16 protein-coding genes and 1 tRNA gene are annotated in these 17,231 nt (G+C 59.4%); 11 read left to right on the top strand and 6 right to left on the bottom strand.

Features of this window, described 5'->3' with window-relative positions:
• Window position 1: 1 nt before the first annotated feature.
• Window positions 2–913 carry a lipoyl synthase gene (gene lipA, locus JNJ45_07745; protein MBL8048557.1) on the bottom strand — a complete coding sequence of 304 codons (912 nt, stop codon included), beginning with the start codon at window positions 911–913 and terminating at the stop codon, window positions 2–4.
• 24 nt (window positions 914–937) lie between these two features.
• On the opposite strand from lipA, the gene JNJ45_07740 reads away from it, so the two are divergent.
• Entirely contained in the window at window positions 938–1,804 is an 867-nt protein-coding gene (locus JNJ45_07740) for a mechanosensitive ion channel (GenBank protein MBL8048556.1), read from the top strand.
• Here JNJ45_07740 and metF read toward each other — a convergent pair.
• The 3 genes from metF to JNJ45_07725 all read right to left on the bottom strand — a co-directional run bounded on the left by metF (window position 1,801) and on the right by JNJ45_07725 (window position 3,607).
• On the bottom strand, window positions 1,801–2,658 hold the full coding sequence (gene metF, locus JNJ45_07735) for a methylenetetrahydrofolate reductase [NAD(P)H] (GenBank protein ID MBL8048555.1): 858 nt from the start codon (window positions 2,656–2,658) through the stop codon (window positions 1,801–1,803). The genes JNJ45_07740 and metF overlap by 4 nt on opposite strands.
• Window positions 2,659–2,685: 27 nt before the next feature.
• Entirely contained in the window at window positions 2,686–3,456 is a 771-nt protein-coding gene (locus JNJ45_07730; protein ID MBL8048554.1) for a hypothetical protein, read from the bottom strand.
• Window positions 3,457–3,521: 65 nt separating this feature from the next.
• Window positions 3,522–3,607 (bottom strand) — tRNA-Leu (locus tag JNJ45_07725).
• 136 nt (window positions 3,608–3,743) lie between these two features.
• Here JNJ45_07725 and JNJ45_07720 point away from each other — a divergent pair.
• Genes JNJ45_07720 through JNJ45_07705 form a run of 4 tightly spaced genes read left to right on the top strand, consistent with a single transcriptional unit; the run spans window position 3,744 to window position 7,159 of the window.
• Window positions 3,744–4,610 (top strand): prepilin-type N-terminal cleavage/methylation domain-containing protein, encoded by an 867-nt coding sequence (locus tag JNJ45_07720; protein ID MBL8048553.1) that lies wholly within the window; start codon window positions 3,744–3,746, stop codon window positions 4,608–4,610.
• Complete coding sequence (locus JNJ45_07715) at window positions 4,610–4,786, top strand: hypothetical protein (GenBank protein MBL8048552.1); 177 nt, start codon at window positions 4,610–4,612, stop codon at window positions 4,784–4,786. The genes JNJ45_07720 and JNJ45_07715 overlap by 1 nt, the downstream gene beginning before the upstream one ends.
• A gap of 37 nt (window positions 4,787–4,823) precedes the next feature.
• Window positions 4,824–6,287, top strand: coding sequence for a glycosyltransferase family 39 protein (locus JNJ45_07710; protein ID MBL8048551.1), 1,464 nt, complete (start codon window positions 4,824–4,826; stop codon window positions 6,285–6,287).
• Between the two features lie 56 nt (window positions 6,288–6,343).
• Complete coding sequence (locus JNJ45_07705) at window positions 6,344–7,159, top strand: hypothetical protein (protein ID MBL8048550.1); 816 nt, start codon at window positions 6,344–6,346, stop codon at window positions 7,157–7,159.
• Window positions 7,160–7,287: 128 nt separating this feature from the next.
• Here JNJ45_07705 and JNJ45_07700 read toward each other — a convergent pair whose 3' ends face one another.
• Entirely contained in the window at window positions 7,288–8,208 is a 921-nt protein-coding gene (locus JNJ45_07700; GenBank protein MBL8048549.1) for a fused MFS/spermidine synthase, read from the bottom strand.
• Between the two features lie 73 nt (window positions 8,209–8,281).
• On the opposite strand from JNJ45_07700, the gene JNJ45_07695 reads away from it, so the two are divergent.
• The 6 genes from JNJ45_07695 (at window position 8,282) to JNJ45_07670 (ending at window position 16,204) form a co-directional block, all read left to right on the top strand.
• Complete coding sequence (locus JNJ45_07695) at window positions 8,282–9,358, top strand: M20/M25/M40 family metallo-hydrolase (protein ID MBL8048548.1); 1,077 nt, start codon at window positions 8,282–8,284, stop codon at window positions 9,356–9,358.
• Window positions 9,359–9,397: 39 nt separating this feature from the next.
• Entirely contained in the window at window positions 9,398–10,456 is a 1,059-nt protein-coding gene (locus tag JNJ45_07690) for an SPFH domain-containing protein (protein MBL8048547.1), read from the top strand.
• Between the two features lie 3 nt (window positions 10,457–10,459).
• Window positions 10,460–11,701 carry a hypothetical protein gene (locus JNJ45_07685; GenBank protein MBL8048546.1) on the top strand — a complete coding sequence of 414 codons (1,242 nt, stop codon included), beginning with the start codon at window positions 10,460–10,462 and terminating at the stop codon, window positions 11,699–11,701.
• A gap of 184 nt (window positions 11,702–11,885) precedes the next feature.
• Window positions 11,886–13,667: a Flp pilus assembly complex ATPase component TadA gene (tadA, locus tag JNJ45_07680; GenBank protein ID MBL8048545.1), complete on the top strand. Its 1,782-nt coding sequence runs from the start codon at window positions 11,886–11,888 to the stop codon at window positions 13,665–13,667.
• A gap of 75 nt (window positions 13,668–13,742) precedes the next feature.
• The gene (locus JNJ45_07675) at window positions 13,743–14,960 is read left to right on the top strand and encodes a type IV pilus twitching motility protein PilT (GenBank protein MBL8048544.1); all 1,218 of its coding nucleotides are present in this window, start codon (window positions 13,743–13,745) and stop codon (window positions 14,958–14,960) included.
• 17 nt (window positions 14,961–14,977) lie between these two features.
• Window positions 14,978–16,204: a type II secretion system F family protein gene (locus JNJ45_07670; GenBank protein MBL8048543.1), complete on the top strand. Its 1,227-nt coding sequence runs from the start codon at window positions 14,978–14,980 to the stop codon at window positions 16,202–16,204.
• A 61-nt stretch (window positions 16,205–16,265) separates the two neighbouring features.
• Here the strand turns inward: JNJ45_07670 and JNJ45_07665 are convergent, their stop codons facing one another.
• Entirely contained in the window at window positions 16,266–17,228 is a 963-nt protein-coding gene (locus tag JNJ45_07665) for an MBL fold metallo-hydrolase (GenBank protein ID MBL8048542.1), read from the bottom strand.
• Window positions 17,229–17,231: the final 3 nt, after the last annotated feature.

The following is a 17,231-nucleotide window of genomic DNA, read 5'->3' as shown; positions in this document are numbered from 1 at the left end:
CCTAAGACGGAGTAGCGGCGGCTTCTTGTGCGCGATCGTAAGCGGCAAGTCGTTCGGCCATCACCTTTTCGCTAAACGCAATGGCGTTGTACGAGCTGCGGATGAACGGACCGCTCGCCACAAAGGCAAATCCCATGTCTTCGCCGATCTTTTCGTACTCGGCAAACTCGTCGGGGTGGACATAGCGAACCACCGGCAGGTGCTTCATGGTCGGACGCAAGTACTGACCGATCGTCACCGCGTCCACGCCGATGTTGCGGAGGTCTTGCAACACGCGGAGCACCTCGTCCTTGGTCTCGCCGAGGCCGAGCATAATGCCCGACTTCGTGTAGATGGAGGGGTCGAATTCTTTGACCATTTCCAGCAGCCGCATGGTGCGAGCGTACTTGGCTTGCGGGCGGACCACGGTGTGGAGTCGCTCGATCGTCTCGATGTTGTGGTTATAAATCTCGGGGTGGGCGTCGCACACCGTGCGGATCAGATCGGGCTTGCCCTTAAAGTCGGGGGTCAGCACTTCCACAATCATGTGCGGGTTGTGCTTGTGCAACATCTGAATGGTCTTGGCAAACTGTCCGGCGCCTTCGTCCGGCACGTCGTCGCGGGCGACGCTGGTCACCACGACGTGCTTCATGCCCATCTTCTTGGCGGTCATCGCCACGTTGAGCGGCTCGAACGGATCCAGTTCCTCGCCGCGACCCACCTTAATGGCGCAGAAGCCACAACTGCGAGTGCAAGTATCTCCCAAAATCATAAACGTTGCCGTCTTCTTGCTCCAACATTCGGGCAAGTTTGGGCAACGCGCGCTTTCGCACACAGTGTGGAGATTCTTGCTTCGCATCATCCCTTCGACCTCTTTGATCGTGTCGGGACGGGGAAGACGGATCGTCAACCACTCGGGTAGACGTTGACTCATAGGTAGATTATAGCTGGAAAGCCTATGCCGGTTAAAGGGGTCATCAATCAAACCAACACGCGCCTGGACGATTTTTGGCAGGGTGCGCTCAGCACGTTGCCATTCTTGGCCATTGCGCTCGCCGTCTTTGTCATGTTTGCGGCGCTTGGCATGCTGCTGGGCCGCTGGACCAAAGCGGTCGGCCGCAAGCGAAAGTGGGATACCAATCTGCAGGTCTTCTATCCGCGACTCGTCCGCTGGATTGTCTTGATCTTCGGCGCGGCGGCCGCGCTGACCATCGCGGTCCCCGGGTTCACCATGAGCTCCGTGATCGCCGGGCTTGGCTTCGGGTCGGTTGCGATCGGCTTTGCATTCCGGGACCTGCTGGAGAACTACTTCGCCGGCATCTACCTGCTGGTCAGCCGCCCGTTCCACATCGGGCAATGGATCAAGATCGACAAGGTCTCCGGGGTTGTCGAACAGATTTCCACCCGTAGCGTGTACGTTCGCACTTTCGAGCGCGAACTCGAGATTCTGCCGTGTTCGTTCCTCTTTAAGAACCGCTTCACGGTCGTTGACAACGCGCCGGTGCGCCGCTACGAAAGCACGCTGGTGGTGTCACTCACCGCCGATCTGCAGGAGACCTGCAACCTCATTGAGGGTGTGGTCAAAGACATGCCCGGCATCGCCGATGATCCCGCACCGTTCGTCGTGGCTGAATCCATTGCCGAGAACGGCATTCATCTGCGCGTGTACTACTTCCTCAACACCGCCGAAGAAGGCGTCTTCGCCACGCGCCACCGCATCACGCGGACCTTGCATGACCTGTTGCGACCGCTCGGGGTGCTGGTCGGCAACATCAACATGCAGCCGCTGGCCGCCACCGATGTGCCTGAGGGCTCGGAAGGCTAGCCACGCAACGCTTCGAGCACCAGGCGTGTGCCCGGCGATCGGTTTAGCGTGAAGAAGTGGATGCCCGGCGCGCCGCTGCGCAAGAGCTCGTCGCATTGGGCGATGGCATGCGCCACCCCGATGTAGAACACCGCCTTGCTGCTGCCATCGTATTGCTCCAGGAGCTTCAGCAGGTGCGTCGGGATGCTTGCGCCGCACATCTCGGTGAAGCGCTTCACCTGGCTCACGTCTTGAATTGGCATAATGCCGGGCAAAATCGGCTGCGTGATGCCCATGCTGCGCGCGCGCCCGACGAATTCGAAGTAGTGCCGATTGTCGAAGAACAGTTGCGTGATGAAGTAATCCGCGCCCGCGTCGGCCTTCTTGCGCAGGTTCTCCAGGTCGCTTAGCATCGACTTGGCCTCGGTATGGCCTTCGGGGTAGCACGCCGCGCCGATGCACGCCTGCGGGTAGCGCTCGCGCACAATGCGAATCATGTCGCTGGCGTAGTGGCAATGCGATTCGGTGGCTTGTTCGTCGAGGGGGACGTCGCCTCGTAAGACCAAGATATTGCGAAGGCCCTGCGCTTCGATGGCGTCAACCGTGCTGTGCACCTCGGCTTCGTCGAGACCCAGGCAGGTGAGGTGAACCACGGTTTCCAGCCCGAACTCGCGGTGAATGCGGTCGGCCCACTGCACCGTTTTTCCGCGCGTGCTGCCCCCAGCGCCGCAGGTGATGCTGATGAACGTCGGCTCGAGCTCGTTGAGGCGTCCGACGGTGCGAAAGAGACTTTCCTCCCCAGCCGTAGTCTTGGGAGGAAAGAACTCAAAGGAGTACGCCGGTTCCGGCGCGAGAAGCGAATCGACGACGCGCATTCAAGCCAGAGGATACCAGCGCCAGGTTTAGGCCCGTTCGCGGCGCTGCACCGCGTAGACCATCACCGCGAGCGGATCGCCGAGCTTCATGTCGCCATGACAGGACATACATTCCTTGTTGTCCAGGCGAATCGCCTTGGCGCGGAGCATCACCGGACCGAGATCCTTGGTGACAATGGCGTCGTGGCGGCCAGCAATCGTCGCGCTTGCTTCGTGGGCGAAGTCCTTGGCTTGCGCTTCGAGCTTCTCAAACTGGTCTTGCCACTGCTGATATTGCTTCTGCGTAACTTCGTTCCAGTCTTTCTTTTCCAACTCTTCCCAGCGCTGCAGAGGCGACATGGTGCCGTCGGAATAGCGCAAACGCATTTCTGTGCCGTCCACCTTGTTGGGATAGCCAGTGTAGCCAAACACACCAACCTCGTAGCCTTCACGAACGTAGGCGCGCACGGTGTCGTGGAAGTCCTTGGCCGACTCGAACTTCATCAGCTGTTGGCTGATCATCGAGTGCGTGCTCACCTGCGGAATGCGGCTCATCCCGAAAAACGGACCGACCGACTTGGGGTTGGACCGCTTCGCGTCACGGTTGATCAGGCTCATGTCGGCGAACAAGGTCTGCACCTTGTCGTCCACGGTCACAAAAATTTGCTCTTCGATGGAGGCGGTCTTCACATCGCTTTTGGCGATGGAGGAGCGCGACGTGTCCTTGGCGGGCGAATGGCTAGGAACGGACAGTCTGATGGCCGCAACGGCCACCCCGGAGGCGACGATGAGCAACGACAAGTTTTGGGCGATTTTCATAACAATTCACCACGAACAACCCTCAGACACTTCAAGAAGTGCCCCGGTTACTGAAAAAATAAAATTGGTGCGCGGGACTGGACTCGAACCAGCACGCTTTGTGGGCGCTACCACCTCAAGGTAGTGCGTCTACCAATTTCGCCACCCGCGCACGGTAGAAGCAAAAGTATAGCACCGACCCTTCGGATTGTGCATCTGCTAAAAAAGTCCGAAAAAAACACCTGGTTGTCGAACTTTTTTGATATAGTGGTAGTTATCATCCCCCTAACCGAGGGTGAGGCAATATTATGAAAAGAGCGTTTACTCTTATCGAGCTCTTGGTCGTCATCGCAATCATCGCGATCTTGGCGGCAATCCTGTTCCCTGTATTCACGCAAGCAAAAACGCAAGCGAAGGGTGCCGCAAGCATCTCCAACGCCAAGCAGATTGGCATCGCGTGGATCATGTACGCCGACTCGCAAGACGATACGGCCGCTTGTCTGGCCACCTCGGCCCCTGGTCCGTTGAACTTCAATGGCCTCCCTTACTCGCCGTGGGGAGTGGGGATCCAGCCGTTTATGAAGAACAGTGCGGTGCTCCAGGATCCTTTGACAAAGTCGAATCCGATTGAAAATGGAATCCCGACCAATCTTCTGTGGCCGTACCGTCCGCAGTACGGCTATGCCTACACGGTTTGGAGCCCGCTCACGGCGGTGACCACCGATGGTTCGCCGACTCCGCAAAAGCTGACGGCCGCCGCGAATCCGGCTGATACCATTGCATTTACCGCTCGGAAAGACCGCTTGACGTTAGACTGGACCTTCACCGGGACGATCATTTGGATGGCCCAAGCCATCGCTCCGCCCTACTGTGGCGGCGGCAGTTCGATTACGGCCAACACCAACGTTAACCCGCAGTCCATGTGCGCGATTTCGTATCGCTGGGGCACGGATGGTTCGGCTGGCCTTTCGCCAGGACCGACCGATCGCGAAGGCCGACGCACGGGCATGGTTGCTCTGCGCTACTTCGAAAAGACGGTCGCCCTTTATGGCGATGGCCACGCAAAGGCTGTCACCCACGGCAACCTCGCGGCCGGCACCAACTGGAACTGGAACTCTACGAGTACTCAGATTCAAATGACGGACATTACGAAGTACCAGTGGGACCACGATTAATGAAAAAGTGGTTGCTGCTCGCAGTCTTGGTTGGCCTTGTCGGATGTTCCGGCGAAGCCCCCACGGCGGATCCCGCGCCGGCGAATTCGACGGTGCCGGGCAAAAACGATGGCAACGCCGCTTCCGACGGTCAGCTGTCCATCAACAAGGATTACGAAGCCCCGAAGGACAAGTAATCCGTAACATGTCGCGGTCACCTGGTAAAGTCGTCAGGTGACCGCTTCTCGTCGGACTGAGCTGCTTGCCGTGCTGCTCGCGGCGATTCCCCTGCTGGGCTTTTGGCTTACCGGCCTGCTTGATCTGGACGAGGGATTCTATGGCGCCGTGACCGCCGAGATGAACCGGCGCGGCGAGTGGATCACGCCCTACTACAACGGCAGCCCGTGGTTCGAAAAGCCGATCCTGCTTTACTGGCTGGCCAAGCCGTGCATGATGCTCTTCGGTCCCGATTTCGGGCCGCGCCTCCCCTCATTTCTGTGTAGCCTCGCGCTGTACTGGATCGTTTTCCGCTTTGTGCGAACGCGCTTCGGCCAAACCGAAGCGTTGGTCTCCACGCTCATCCTTGGCACCAGCCTGCTCATGATCGCGCTGGGCCGCATGATGATGACCGATGTGCCGCTCTTGCTCAGCCTGACCGCGTGCTTCATGGCGTTTTGGAATTCGCTCGATTGCCCCGAACGCGAGCGCACTAAGTGGCGCGGGTTGGCGGGCGTTGCGTTGGGGTTTGCGGTCTTGGCCAAAGGGCCGGTCGGCGGCATTTTCTTTCTGCTCTTGGCCGGCGCAACGCTTCGGTTTTATCCCGGACCGCGCGACCGCTTTCGGGGCGGATGGCTCGCCGGGATCATCGGGTTCTGCGTCGTGGTTGGCGCGTGGTACGTGCCGGCTTATCTCGCCAACGGCGACGTGTTTGTCCAGAAATTCTTGATCGAGCAGAACCTTGGCCGGTTCGCCGGGGGCGACAAGGCGCATCATGTGCCGTTCCCCGTCAACCTGATCTTCTTCCCGGCGATTGTGGTGCTGGGCTTTGCGCCATGGTGGTGGCACTTGCGCCGTGCGTGGCCGAGCCCGCTTTCGGCGTGGACCCGGGGGCTCAGCGAGGACGAGCGCAGCACCCTGCGCTACCTAGGTTGGTGGGCGGCGATTATCTTCGTGTTTTTCAGCGTGTCGGGCTCAAAGCTGATTCACTACATTCTGCCGTGCTGGCCCCCGCTGGCGATCATCGTCGGGGTGTATGTAGCGCGCGGCGGGAACCCGGTTCCGGGCAACATTCCCACGCTGTCGCCGCGATTGCGAAACCTGTTTGCCGGGTTGTTACTCGGGCATTGCGCGCTGGCCAACCTCGGCTTTTGGTGGCATTACAATAACGTCGGGCAGAACGAGGCCCACGCCTACGCGCGCATCGCCAAAGACGCCAAGAAGCCGCTGCTGGTGTATCAGCTGAGCCGTCGCAATAAGGACCTCGGCACGGGCGCGGCCAAGGTGCAGGAGACCAGCTTGCCCTCGCTGGCCATGGTCTACCACGGCGTGTTTCAGAAAGCCGAAACTCCCGCTGAACTGGGCGAATACTCAGGCTATGTGCTCACGCGCGGCGACCGAATCAGCGCCGAAGAAGCGGCTCAACTTGGCCTCACGCAGGTTCAAACCGGCAAGAAATTTGTGTTGTTCCTGAAAAATTAGTGAACTCGCTTCGGCGAACGACGTACTTCCCGGTACCTCTGAGACAGGAGAAGACAATGAACATTCGCAAACTGATTGGATCCCTCGCCGTAGCCGCTTTACTCGCTTCGGCAGCATTCGCCCAAGATCCGGGTCCCGGCGGTCGAGGCCAGGGTCAAGGCCAAGGTCAGGGTCGTGGCCAAGGTCAAGGCCAACGCATGAATATGGGCGGCGGAACGGGTCCGTTCCAACTGATCATGCGAAACGATGTCGGTCAAGAGCTCAAGCTCACGGCTGAACAAAAGACCAAGCTTCAAGAACTGCGAGCCGCGCAAGGCCCCGGTGGTCAAGGCCGACCCGGCGGTGAGGGCCGTGGTCAAGGCGGACCTGGTGGTCCTGGCCAAGGTGGACCTGGTGGTCCCGGCGGCCAAGGTGGTCGCGGTCAGGGCGGTCCTGGTCAAGGCGGACCTGGTGCCATGGGCATGATGGGCCAAGGTGGCGGCGAAGAGCTGAAGAAGATTAACGAGGTGCTGACCGCGCCGCAACAAAAGCGCTTTAAGGAAATCAACATCCAAGCGCAAAAGGAGCGCGCGCTGAACAACCCGGATGTGCAAAAGGAACTCGGTCTGAGCGATGCGCAAAAGACCAAGCTGCGTGACATCCAAACCTCGTCGATGGAAAAATCTCGACCGCTCATGGAAGCCGTCCGCAACCAGGAAATGACGATGGAAGAAATGCGCGCCCAAATGCAGGCAATGCAAGCCGAAACGGGCAAGGAAATCCTGAAGGTGCTCACCGATGCACAAGCCAAGCAGTTCAAGGCGATGGCCGGGGTCGAATTCAAGTTCGATCCGAATGAACCGCTTGGTGGCGGGCGCCGTCGCAACGGTTGAACTTCTGCCCAAAGCCAAGATCACACCCCGCCTTCGGGCGGGGTTTTTGCTTTATTCACGCTGGCGTTAATAACGAAACTCGCTATTAACGAAAATGCCACTTTTCGTTAATAGCGGTTCAAAAACGCCTACGCAGTCCAGATGAACGGTTCGGCGTCGGTGAGGACGCGAGCCCCGCGGACCGCCTCTTCCAGATACTCCGGCAAGGTGAAGCAAGCCTGGTGGAAGCGCGGCGTGTAATACCGATTGCTCACCCCACGAGCCGCGAATCGCGCCGCGATTTCCTGCTCAGTGAGCGCGAGCGGGTCGTGCGTCTTGCTCGCCAGGATAAAGGCCCACGGCTGGAAGAAGCTGTTGACCAGCCCGTAATAGCCCGCCACATAGGGGAAGACTTCGCGCAAGGTCTGCACGCAGCAGGCAAAGCACTCGGGATAGTTTTCGCTGGCCGAACCGGCTTGCATGGCAAACGTGCCCTCGTCGCCGAGCGCGTCGTAGCAAATTTGGTAGTACTCCTTGGTGAACAGCTTGAGCGCCGGACCCTCTTCGTGCGGATTGGGCAGGTCGCTCAGAATCACGTCGAAGTTGCCGCCAGCGTTGCGCTCTAGCCAACCGCGCGCATCCTCGTAAAGCATCGTCGTGCGGGGGTCGTCGAAACAACCCTGATGCCACTCAGGCATGTGGTCGCGAACCATGTCAATCAGCTCGCGATCGATGTCGCACATGTGCGCCTCGGTCACGGTGTTGTGCTTGAGGGCCTCGCGCAGAGTCGCGCCTTCGCCGCCGCCGCATACGGCCACCTTCTTGGGGTTCGGGTGCAGGGTCATGGCCGGTTGGCTCATGCACTCGTGGAAGATGTACTCATCCATCAGCGAGGTTTGGATGTTGTAATCCAAAAAGAGCGATTTCCCGAACCGCGGGATTTCGCAGATCTGATAGGTCTGGTACTCGGTCTTGCCCTCCAGCAACATCTTGCTCACGCGAAACTGCCAAATGGCCGCGTCGGTGTGGGTCTCGGAGATGAACATGCCAGTGGCGCTTCCGTCACTCATTTCGCTTCAATTATGGCACTTCTCCGGTACAAGGCTGGGAACTCGGGCTGCGCGCCATCGGTAGACTCCTGTCATGCGAGCCGAGTCTCTTCAATTTCTCACTGACATCGTGAACTGTCCTTCGCCCAGTGGCTACGAGCAACGGGCGGCGGAAATCTACCGCAACTACACGTCGTTTGCCGACGCTCATCACACCGACTCGCACGGTAACACCTGGGCCGTGCTGAACCCGGGCGCCGAGATGAAGATTATGCTCGCCGGGCACATGGACGAGATCGGCTTTATCATCCATTACATTGACGATGCCGGCATGCTCTACTTCAAAACCATCGGTGGCCAAGACAGCTCGATCATTGTCGGGCAGCGGGTGTGGGTGCACGGGTCCGAGCGCGTGGCGGGCGTCATCGGCCGCAAAGCAATCCACCTATTGGAAGAAGAAGAGCGCAAGAAGAAGCCCGAAGTCAAGGATATGTGGATCGACATCGGCGCCGCAACCCGCGCCGAAGCCGAAGCCCTGATTTCGCTGGGCGATGTGGCGACCTTCCAATGGGAGTTCCAAACGCTGCTCGGTGACCGCGCGACCGCGCGCGGGTTCGACAACAAAATGGGTTCGTTCTGCGTCGCCGAGGCGCTGCGATTGCTTAAAGAGGACGGCGGACTCGACCCGAACGTTGGTGTCTACGCCGTCGCGACCGTGCAAGAAGAAATCGGGTTGCGCGGGGCGCGCACCTCGGCGCACGCGATCAACGCGCAATCAGGTTTGGCGGTCGACGTCAACCACGCGATTGACTATCCCGGCCTTAGCAAATCGCGCTACGGCCAGCTCGATCTCGGCAAGGGTCCAAGCGTCATGCGCGGGGCCAACGCCAGCCCGGTCGTGTTTCAAATGCTCCGCGATGGCGCGGCGAAGGAAGACATTCCGTACCAAGTGGATGTAGAAGCCGGCGGTACTGGCACGGACGGCAATGCCATGCAGCTGAATCGCGACGGCATGGCAGTGGGCATCTTGGGTGTGGCCTTGCGCTACATGCACACGCCGTGCGAGTTGCTGAGCCTGACCGACGTCGAGAACTGCGCGCGCCTCATGGCCGCCTACTGCCGACAAGTGGGTCCAAATACGGATTTCACGCCTCGCCTGAACACAAAATAGCAACCGGAGTGTTACTATCTCCGTAGGGATAACAGAAAAATGGGACTCTTTGACAAGATTCGCGGCGAGTTTATCGACATTATCGAGTGGCTCGATGACACTCAAGACACGATCGTCTATCGCTTTGAGCGGCACAACAACGAGATTAAGAACGGCGCGAAGCTGACCGTTCGCGAGTCGCAACTCGCGGTTTTCGTCAACGAGGGCCAAATCGCCGACGTGTTTACGCCGGGCATGTACACGCTCACAACCGAGAACCTGCCCCTGCTCAGCACCCTCAAGGGCTGGAAGTACGGCTTCAACAGCCCGTTTAAGGCTGAAGTCTATTTCGTCAACACCAAGCGGTTTACCGACCTCAAGTGGGGCACGGCGAGCCCGATCATGATGCGCGACCCCGAGTTTGGCGCGGTCCGTCTGCGCGCCTTTGGCACCTATGCCATGCGCGTTTCGGATGCCACCCGATTCCTCAAGGAAATCGCGGGGACCGACTGGCAGTTTACGGTGGACGAGGTGAGCGATCACCTTCGTAACCAGATCGTCAGCAGCATGACGGAAAGCCTGGCCACGGCCCAAATCCCGGTGCTCGACCTCGCCACGAAGTTCACCGAAATCGGTGAAGGTATGGTTGGCAAGCTCAAGAACGACCTTGCCGAAATCGGCGTGGAACTTCTCAGCTTCCGCCTGGAAAGCGTCTCGCTGCCGGAAGAAGTGGAGAAGGCGATTGACAAGCGCGGCGCAATGGGCGCCATCGGCAATCTGCAGAACTACACCCAATATCAAGCCGCCAACGCGATGGAGAAAGCTGCGGAAAATCCGGGCGGTCTCGGTGCGGCGGGCATCGGCATGGGCGTCGGCGCGGCCATTGGCCAAACCATGGCTCAGCAAGCCGCGACTCCGCCGGCGGTGCCAACCGCGGCGCAATATCACGTGGCCGTCAACGGGCAACAGCAAGGCCCGTTCACCTTGGATCAACTTCCGGCGCTCACCGCCGACACGCTCGTGTGGTCGCCCGGCATGGCCGAGTGGACCGCCGCCAAGAACGTGCCGGCCCTCGCCGCCAAGCTGACGCAAACTCCGCCGCCGGTTCCTCAACAGTAAACGGTGTCATCCACGGTTGCGGATTCGGCGCAGGTCGAACACTATAAGTGCCAACAATGTGGGGCCGATCTTGAATTCAAGCCCGGCTCCACAAACCTGAAGTGCCCCTACTGCGGGCATGAGCAGGCCATTCGCGTCGAAGTTTCGGCCATCGAAGAGATGCCGCTGGAGCACTTCTTCGAGATGGGGCGCTTGGAGCAGGAGTACGTTGACAACGTCGGCCAATCCCTGCGCTGCCGCGGATGCGGCGCTGAGTTCAGCGTCCCCGAGAAAAAGCAATCCGACGAATGTCCGTTCTGCGGGAGCAAGGTGGTGGTGGAGAACACGCCCCTTGTGCGCATCAAACCGCAAGGCGTCATGCCGTTCCAAATCACCGAGTTGCAAAGCCGGGCGAGCGTGCAAAAATGGCTTGGCTCGCGGTTCTGGGCGCCCAACGACCTGCGGAAGCTTGCGCTTCGCGAAGGCAAATTGCGCGGCTTTTACGTGCCGTTTTGGACGTTCGATTCGCAAACCACGAGCAGCTACTCGGGCATGCGCGGCGAGCACTACTGGGAAACCGAGTCTTACACCGACAGCGAGGGCAACTCGCAGACCCGCCAAGTGATGCGCACGCACTGGTATCCGGCCACCGGCGTGGTAGACGTGGGCTTCGACGACGTGCTGGTGCTGGCCGCGCGGACGGTCGGGCAAGCTCCGGCTCGCGAGGGCGAGAAGCGAGACCCGAACATGACCGACGCGCGCTACTCGCAGCTGCTCAGCACATGGCAACTCCGCGAGATCACGCCCTACCAATCAAGTTTTCTCGTCGGGTTCCAAGCCTTGCGCTACGACGTGGACCTGCCGATGGGCTGGGAGCGCGCCCGCGAGGCGATGGAACCCCATATCTATGAGGCCATCCGCTACGACATCGGCGGCGACGAGCAGCGCGTGCTGAGCAAATCCACCGATTACAACAACAATTCGTTCAAGCACATTCTGCTGCCGGTCTACACGGGCGGCTACCGCTATCGGGGCAAGCCGTTCCGGATTGTGGTCAACGGGCAAACTGGGGAAGTGCAGGGCGAAGCCCCCGTGAGCTTCTGGAAGGTGCTTATTGCGGTGCTTCTCGCACTCATTCTGGTGGGGACCATTGCGTTCTTTGTGGCGCAGGATCAGGCCCGTAAAAACGCCAGGAGCGTCAGCTATTCTCCGGGGCCAAACCTGGATCCCAACTTCGATCCGAATGGTTTTCCGATCGATCGCTAGTTTTTTCTGAACGTTTAGAAGGATTTTCCTCGTCCCACCATGCAGGCAGTCTGGACGAAATTTCTCAGTTCGGTCTAAAATGCGAAAATCTGTTTGGGAATTCCCATTTCAGATGGGATGACGTTGACTTCATGATCATGGGATTAGTGGTGGCCGGGACTTTCTTGAGTGGGGTTAAGAGCTAGTGGCAGCGCCGCGAATGCCGTTTTTGCAGTATCTGCAGCAAAAGGGCTACATCACGGAAGCGCAAGTGCAAGAGGCGATGACCGTCGCCAAGCAAACCAACCAAACCGATTTGGGCCGCGTGGTCCTGACGTTAGGGTTTGCCGCCGAGCGCCACATTCTGGAAGCCCAAGCTCAAGAGCGCGGCATTCCGTTTGCCGACCTGGATAAGGTCAGCGTTGATAGCTCGACCATTGCCTCGGTGCCCGAGCGCCTGGCGAAGCTCCACAGTGTGGTGCCGGTGCGTAAAGATGGCACGACGCTTTACCTGGCGATGGCCAATATCAACAACCTGCAGGCGATTGACGACGTCACTGCCTCCTCGGGTTGTCGGGTCTTACCGGTGGTCGCCGTTCCCGGCGCAATCGAAGACGCCCTGCGAAAGTATTACAGCGGCTCGATGGCGCAAAACGCCACACCGGCCGCCGCCCCCACGCCCGCGGCGGCGCCCGCCGACAAAGACGCCACGAGCATGGACATGCGCAAGCTCATGGCCGAAGCCGGCGTCAACCGTGGCTCGGAAACCGATGGCGACCCCACTTCGGACAGCGAGTCCGAAAAGATGGCCGAGGCCGCGCCGATTATCAAATTGGCCAACGCCCTCATTCAACAAGCCATCGTAGACCGAGGCTCGGACGTCCACGTCGAGCCGCAGCAACGCGGGGTCCGCGTTCGCTACCGCATTGACGGGGTTTTGATGGAAGCCATGACCGTGCCTAAGAATCTCCAGGCACCGCTCATCTCGCGTCTCAAGATCATGGCCGACATGAACATCGCCGAGCGACGCGTTCCGCAAGACGGTCGTATCGAAGTTCGAAACGCCGGCAAGGAGTACGATCTCCGCGTCAGCACGATCCCCACTCCGTTTGGCGAAAAAGTCGTTATGCGGGTTCTGGACAAGTCCAGCACCCAAATCGGTTTGGAAAAACTCGGCTTCTTGCCCGAGAACCAAGCCAAGATCGAAGAGCTTTGTTCCCAGCCGAACGGCATGTTCCTTTGTACCGGCCCGACGGGTTCCGGGAAAACGACGACCCTGTACTCGGTCCTCAACAAACTGAACACGGTTGGCGTCAACATCGTGACCGCCGAAGACCCCGTGGAGTACCAAATTGGCGGGATCGCCCAGGTTCAAATGAACCGAAAGGCGGGTCTGACCTTCTCGACCGCTCTGCGCGCCTTCCTCCGACAAGACCCTGACATCATCATGGTCGGTGAAATGCGTGACTTGGAAACCGCGGAAATCGCGATCGAATCCTCGCTTACGGGCCACTTGGTCTTGTCCACGCTTCACACGAACGACGCTCCGTCGGCCACCCTTCGTATGGTGGACATGGGCGTCGAGCCTTACCTCATCGCCGCGACCGTCATCGGGATTCTCGCCCAACGACTGGCGCGACGCATTGACCAGGACAACAAGGAACCGTACGTCGTCAAGCAGATTGACCTGCGCCGATTTGGCTTTGATGTCACCGATCCCGATGGAGAAGTGACGCTGTACCGCGGCGTGCCTGCCGAAAGCAACCGAATGACCGGCTACAAGGGCCGATCGGGGATTCACGAACTTATGGTCATCAACGGCGAAACCGCCGAGCTGATCGTGCGCCGCGCCCCGCTCGCCGATATCAAGGCCGCGGCCAAGGCCAACGGCATGAAGGAACTCCGCGAAGATGGCGTCGCCAAGGTCCTCCAAGGCGTCACGACCCCCGACGAAGTCATGCGCGTTGTCTTCACCGCCGGCTTCTAAACAAACTCAACTTGAAACTAAACTGAACTGATGCAACAATCGAACAATCCTGTACCGCCGCCCGCTGGAATGGGCATGACCGCGCCGCCTCAAATTGGCCAACCCCAGGCACCGGGCAACGACGTCATCAGCGACGGTCGTCCGCCGATTGTTGATCGGACCGGCCCGCCGAAGTCGCTGGAAGACCTCCACATAGACGAGCTCCTCAACATCGTTGTTGATCGCAATAACTCGGACCTTCACATCTGCGCCGGTTCGGAGCCGATCATCCGCGAAGACGGGACGCTTAAGCGTCTGAACTACGAAGTGTTCAGCGCGGTGCAAACCCAGCGCATGATGTACGAGATCATTTCGGACGAAAACATTCAGCGCTTCGAAACGACCTGCGAACTTGACTTTTCGTATTCGCTGCCTCGGGGACGCGCCCGCTTCCGTGTGAACCTTTACCGCGATCGTGGGGCCGTGGCCGCCGCTTTCCGCTTGATTCAGAGCAAGATTCCGACGGTTCGCGATCTGCACCTCCCGCCGATCCTGGAGACCATTACCGATAAGCCGCGCGGCCTCGTGCTCGTCACCGGCCCGACCGGTTCCGGTAAGTCCACTTCGCTGGCGGCGATGATCAACTACATCAACATCAATCGCCCGGTCCACATCATTACGATTGAGGACCCGATTGAATATCTGCACCAGCACAAGATGGGCCTGGTGAATCAGCGCGAACTTGGCGCTGACACCAAGAGCTTTAACAACGCTCTGCGCGCCTGTCTCCGGGAAGACCCGGACGTGCTACTCGTCGGTGAAATGCGGGACGTCGAAACGATCGCCCTGGCCATCACCGCCGCGGAAACCGGCCACTTGGTCTTTGCTACGCTCCACACCAACAACGCCGCCGAGTCCATTGACCGGATCGTTGACGTGTTCCCGCCCAGCCAACAGGAGCAAATCCGTGTTCAGCTGGCGAACAATATCGTGGCCATCGTCGCCCAACAACTATGTCCGCGGGCCACGGGTCCGGGACGTATTCCGGCCAACGAAGTCATGATTGCCAGCCCCGCCATCAAGAACCTGATTCGCGAAGGGAAGACCCACCAAATTCCTTCAAGTATCCAAACCAGCGCCTCGCTGGGCATGTTCACGATGGACCAATGTTTGCGTGACCTTTACCTCAAGGGCATCATCACCCTGGACGAAGCGCTTAGCCGTGCCGTGCAGATTGATGAGCTTAAGAAGATGATCAACACCGGCCAAGGCGGCCCAGGTGCTCCAACTGGCGGACCTCCGCCCCGAAGATAATAGAGAGATAGAACGACATGCCAGTTTACGGTTACACGTTTAAGGATGCCAGCGGCTCGATCCAAAAGGGGACGGCCGAGGCCGAAAGCGAAGAGCTACTAAGAAAGCGCTTCGAGGAACAAGGCTTTACCATCACGGAAGTCACGGTCATCAAGGCCGGCAAGACTCGTGGCCCCAAGTCGGGCAAGGTCAAGCTGTCCAACCTCGCGGTCTTCTGTCGTCAGTTCTCCACGATGGTTGACGCGGGCGTCTCGCTCGTCCGCTGTCTGGACGTTTTGAGTCGGCAATCGCAAGACCCCAAGCTCAAGCGCATCCTCATTGACCTCGGGCAACGGGTCGAAGGTGGGGAAAGCCTTTCCCGCGCCATGCAACGCCACCCGCGCGCGTTCAACAACCTGTTCATCGGTTTGATCCGCGCCGGTGAAGTCGGCGGGGTTTTGGAGGAATCCCTGCAACGACTCTCCGCGTTCTTGGAAGGCGACGTCGCCCTGCGCCGCAAGGTCAAATCGGCGCTCACTTATCCGGTCCTCGTTTTGATCGCCGCCACCGGCATCGTCATCTTCTTGGTCAGCTGGGTTGTGCCGCAGTTCGCTCAGCTCTTCTTGGATATCGGCCTCAAGGCCGACGACTTCCCGGCGATGACGAAATTCCTCATCGACCTTTCGGAAGTGTTCAAGAAAAACTGGCTGATCCTGATCATTTCTGTTTCGGCGTTTGTCTTCGCCTGGAAGCTCTTTGTGGGCACCCGGTTCGGGAGACGCGTCGCGGATAAGGGCAAGCTCAGAGTGCCCGTGTTCGGCAAGCTGCACCACAAGATTTGTATGGCGCGCTTTAGCCGCACCATGGGCACGCTGCTCACTTCGGGGGTTCCGATTCTGCAGGCCATGGAAACCGTGGCCGGGACGATCGGCAACTCGATTATGTCGGACGCCGTGCTGGAAGCCCGCGCCCGGATTCGGGAAGGGGACCGCATCGGCGACCCGCTCGAAGCCTCGCGCTTGTTCCCGCCGATGGTCGTGCACATGATCGCGGTCGGCGAAGAGTCGGGCTCGCTCGACTTCATGCTGCAAAAGATCGCCGACTTCTACGAAAGCGAAGTGGAAGCCACGCTGGCCTCGCTCACCGCGGCGCTTGAACCGATCATGATCGTTGTCCTTGGCTTTATCGTCGGCTTCATCGTTATCGCGATGTTCTTGCCGCTGATTAAGGTTATCGAAGGTCTCTCGCAGGGTAACGACACCTAAGTCGTCTTTAGGAGAAAAACACAAGCCCTGGCAAGTTGGTTGCCAGGGCTTGTTTGGTTTGTTACTGAACCCAGGGTTCAATTTCCCAACGGAAACTCTTGCCGGACTTGAGGATGCGCCCAAATCCGGGGAACGGCATGTGCGAGCCCATGATGCGATAGCCTTCCTTCGCGAACTGGTCGAACATCTTGCGGCGCATGTCGGCCGACGCCACGGGATCGGTGTCGAACTTCACCTGAATGTTCGGGTTTTGCACGATGATCGCGGCGTGATGGCAAAGGTCGGCCCAGTGAATCATGGTCTCCTTACCCGAGCTGATCCGCACCCCGGCGTGGCCCGGAGTGTGGCCGGGCATCGGCATGAACGCAATGCCTGTGCCCCATTCCTTGTCGCCCGCAATCGTGCGGATTTGCGGCTTCAGGATGTTGAAGCAGCTTTGGGCCCCGGCGATCACGCCTCGGCGGTCGTTCACGTCCATCATGCTCTTGGGCATCTCCGGCTGCGCGGCGGTCCAAAAGGCGTATTCGGCTTCGGGCACGAAGATTGTGGCGTTCGGGAACGCCGACTTGCCATCCTTGAGCAAGCCGTTGTAGTGGTCGCCATGGGCGTGCGTCAGGGCGATTGCGCCCACCATTTCGGGCTTAATGCCCAGCTGGGCCAGCGCAGGCATGAGCTTTTGGCCCGTACCGCCATCAATGAGCAGAACGTCTTTCCCCTTCTGCATGATCAGCACGTTCACGTCGAGCCCCACTTGGTCGGTGCGCAGTTTGTTGGCGGCCAAAATCTTGCGCAGTTCTTCGGGCTTGGTCTTGGCCGCGAACGGCGACTGCTCGACGCTCATGCGCATGGCGGCGTCTTGCACGGTGGTGATGGTGTACTCGCCAAACTGGGTGGTGCGAGTGACCGCCACGGCGGGCACCGAAGTATTGGCTTGCGGCTCAGCGGCAAGCGCGAAACGAGGCATCAGGGGGGCGGCAAGGCCCAACCCTAGTACGGCGCGACGAGACAGATCGGTGTGGCTCATGTT

It is taken from the genome of Chthonomonas sp. (assembly GCA_016788425.1).
GTDB lineage: Bacteria > Armatimonadota > Fimbriimonadia > Fimbriimonadales > Fimbriimonadaceae > JAEURQ01.
Note: the sequence above shows the minus strand (reverse complement) of the source record. Positions and strands in the feature narration are given on the sequence as shown.

What these genes read in the sequence shown, in the direction of transcription:
- lipA (MBL8048557.1), bottom strand. Translation starts at nt 913, where the DNA reads ATGAGTCAACGTCTACCCGAGTGGTTGACGATCCGTCTTCCCCGTCCC.
- JNJ45_07740 (MBL8048556.1), top strand. Translation starts at nt 938, where the DNA reads ATGCCGGTTAAAGGGGTCATCAATCAAACCAACACGCGCCTGGACGAT.
- metF (MBL8048555.1), bottom strand. Translation starts at nt 2,658, where the DNA reads ATGCGCGTCGTCGATTCGCTTCTCGCGCCGGAACCGGCGTACTCCTTT.
- JNJ45_07730 (MBL8048554.1), bottom strand. Translation starts at nt 3,456, where the DNA reads ATGAAAATCGCCCAAAACTTGTCGTTGCTCATCGTCGCCTCCGGGGTG.
- JNJ45_07720 (MBL8048553.1), top strand. Translation starts at nt 3,744, where the DNA reads ATGAAAAGAGCGTTTACTCTTATCGAGCTCTTGGTCGTCATCGCAATC.
- JNJ45_07715 (MBL8048552.1), top strand. Translation starts at nt 4,610, where the DNA reads ATGAAAAAGTGGTTGCTGCTCGCAGTCTTGGTTGGCCTTGTCGGATGT.
- JNJ45_07705 (MBL8048550.1), top strand. Translation starts at nt 6,344, where the DNA reads ATGAACATTCGCAAACTGATTGGATCCCTCGCCGTAGCCGCTTTACTC.
- JNJ45_07700 (MBL8048549.1), bottom strand. Translation starts at nt 8,208, where the DNA reads ATGAGTGACGGAAGCGCCACTGGCATGTTCATCTCCGAGACCCACACC.
- JNJ45_07695 (MBL8048548.1), top strand. Translation starts at nt 8,282, where the DNA reads ATGCGAGCCGAGTCTCTTCAATTTCTCACTGACATCGTGAACTGTCCT.
- JNJ45_07690 (MBL8048547.1), top strand. Translation starts at nt 9,398, where the DNA reads ATGGGACTCTTTGACAAGATTCGCGGCGAGTTTATCGACATTATCGAG.
- JNJ45_07675 (MBL8048544.1), top strand. Translation starts at nt 13,743, where the DNA reads ATGACCGCGCCGCCTCAAATTGGCCAACCCCAGGCACCGGGCAACGAC.
- JNJ45_07670 (MBL8048543.1), top strand. Translation starts at nt 14,978, where the DNA reads ATGCCAGTTTACGGTTACACGTTTAAGGATGCCAGCGGCTCGATCCAA.
- JNJ45_07665 (MBL8048542.1), bottom strand. Translation starts at nt 17,228, where the DNA reads ATGAGCCACACCGATCTGTCTCGTCGCGCCGTACTAGGGTTGGGCCTT.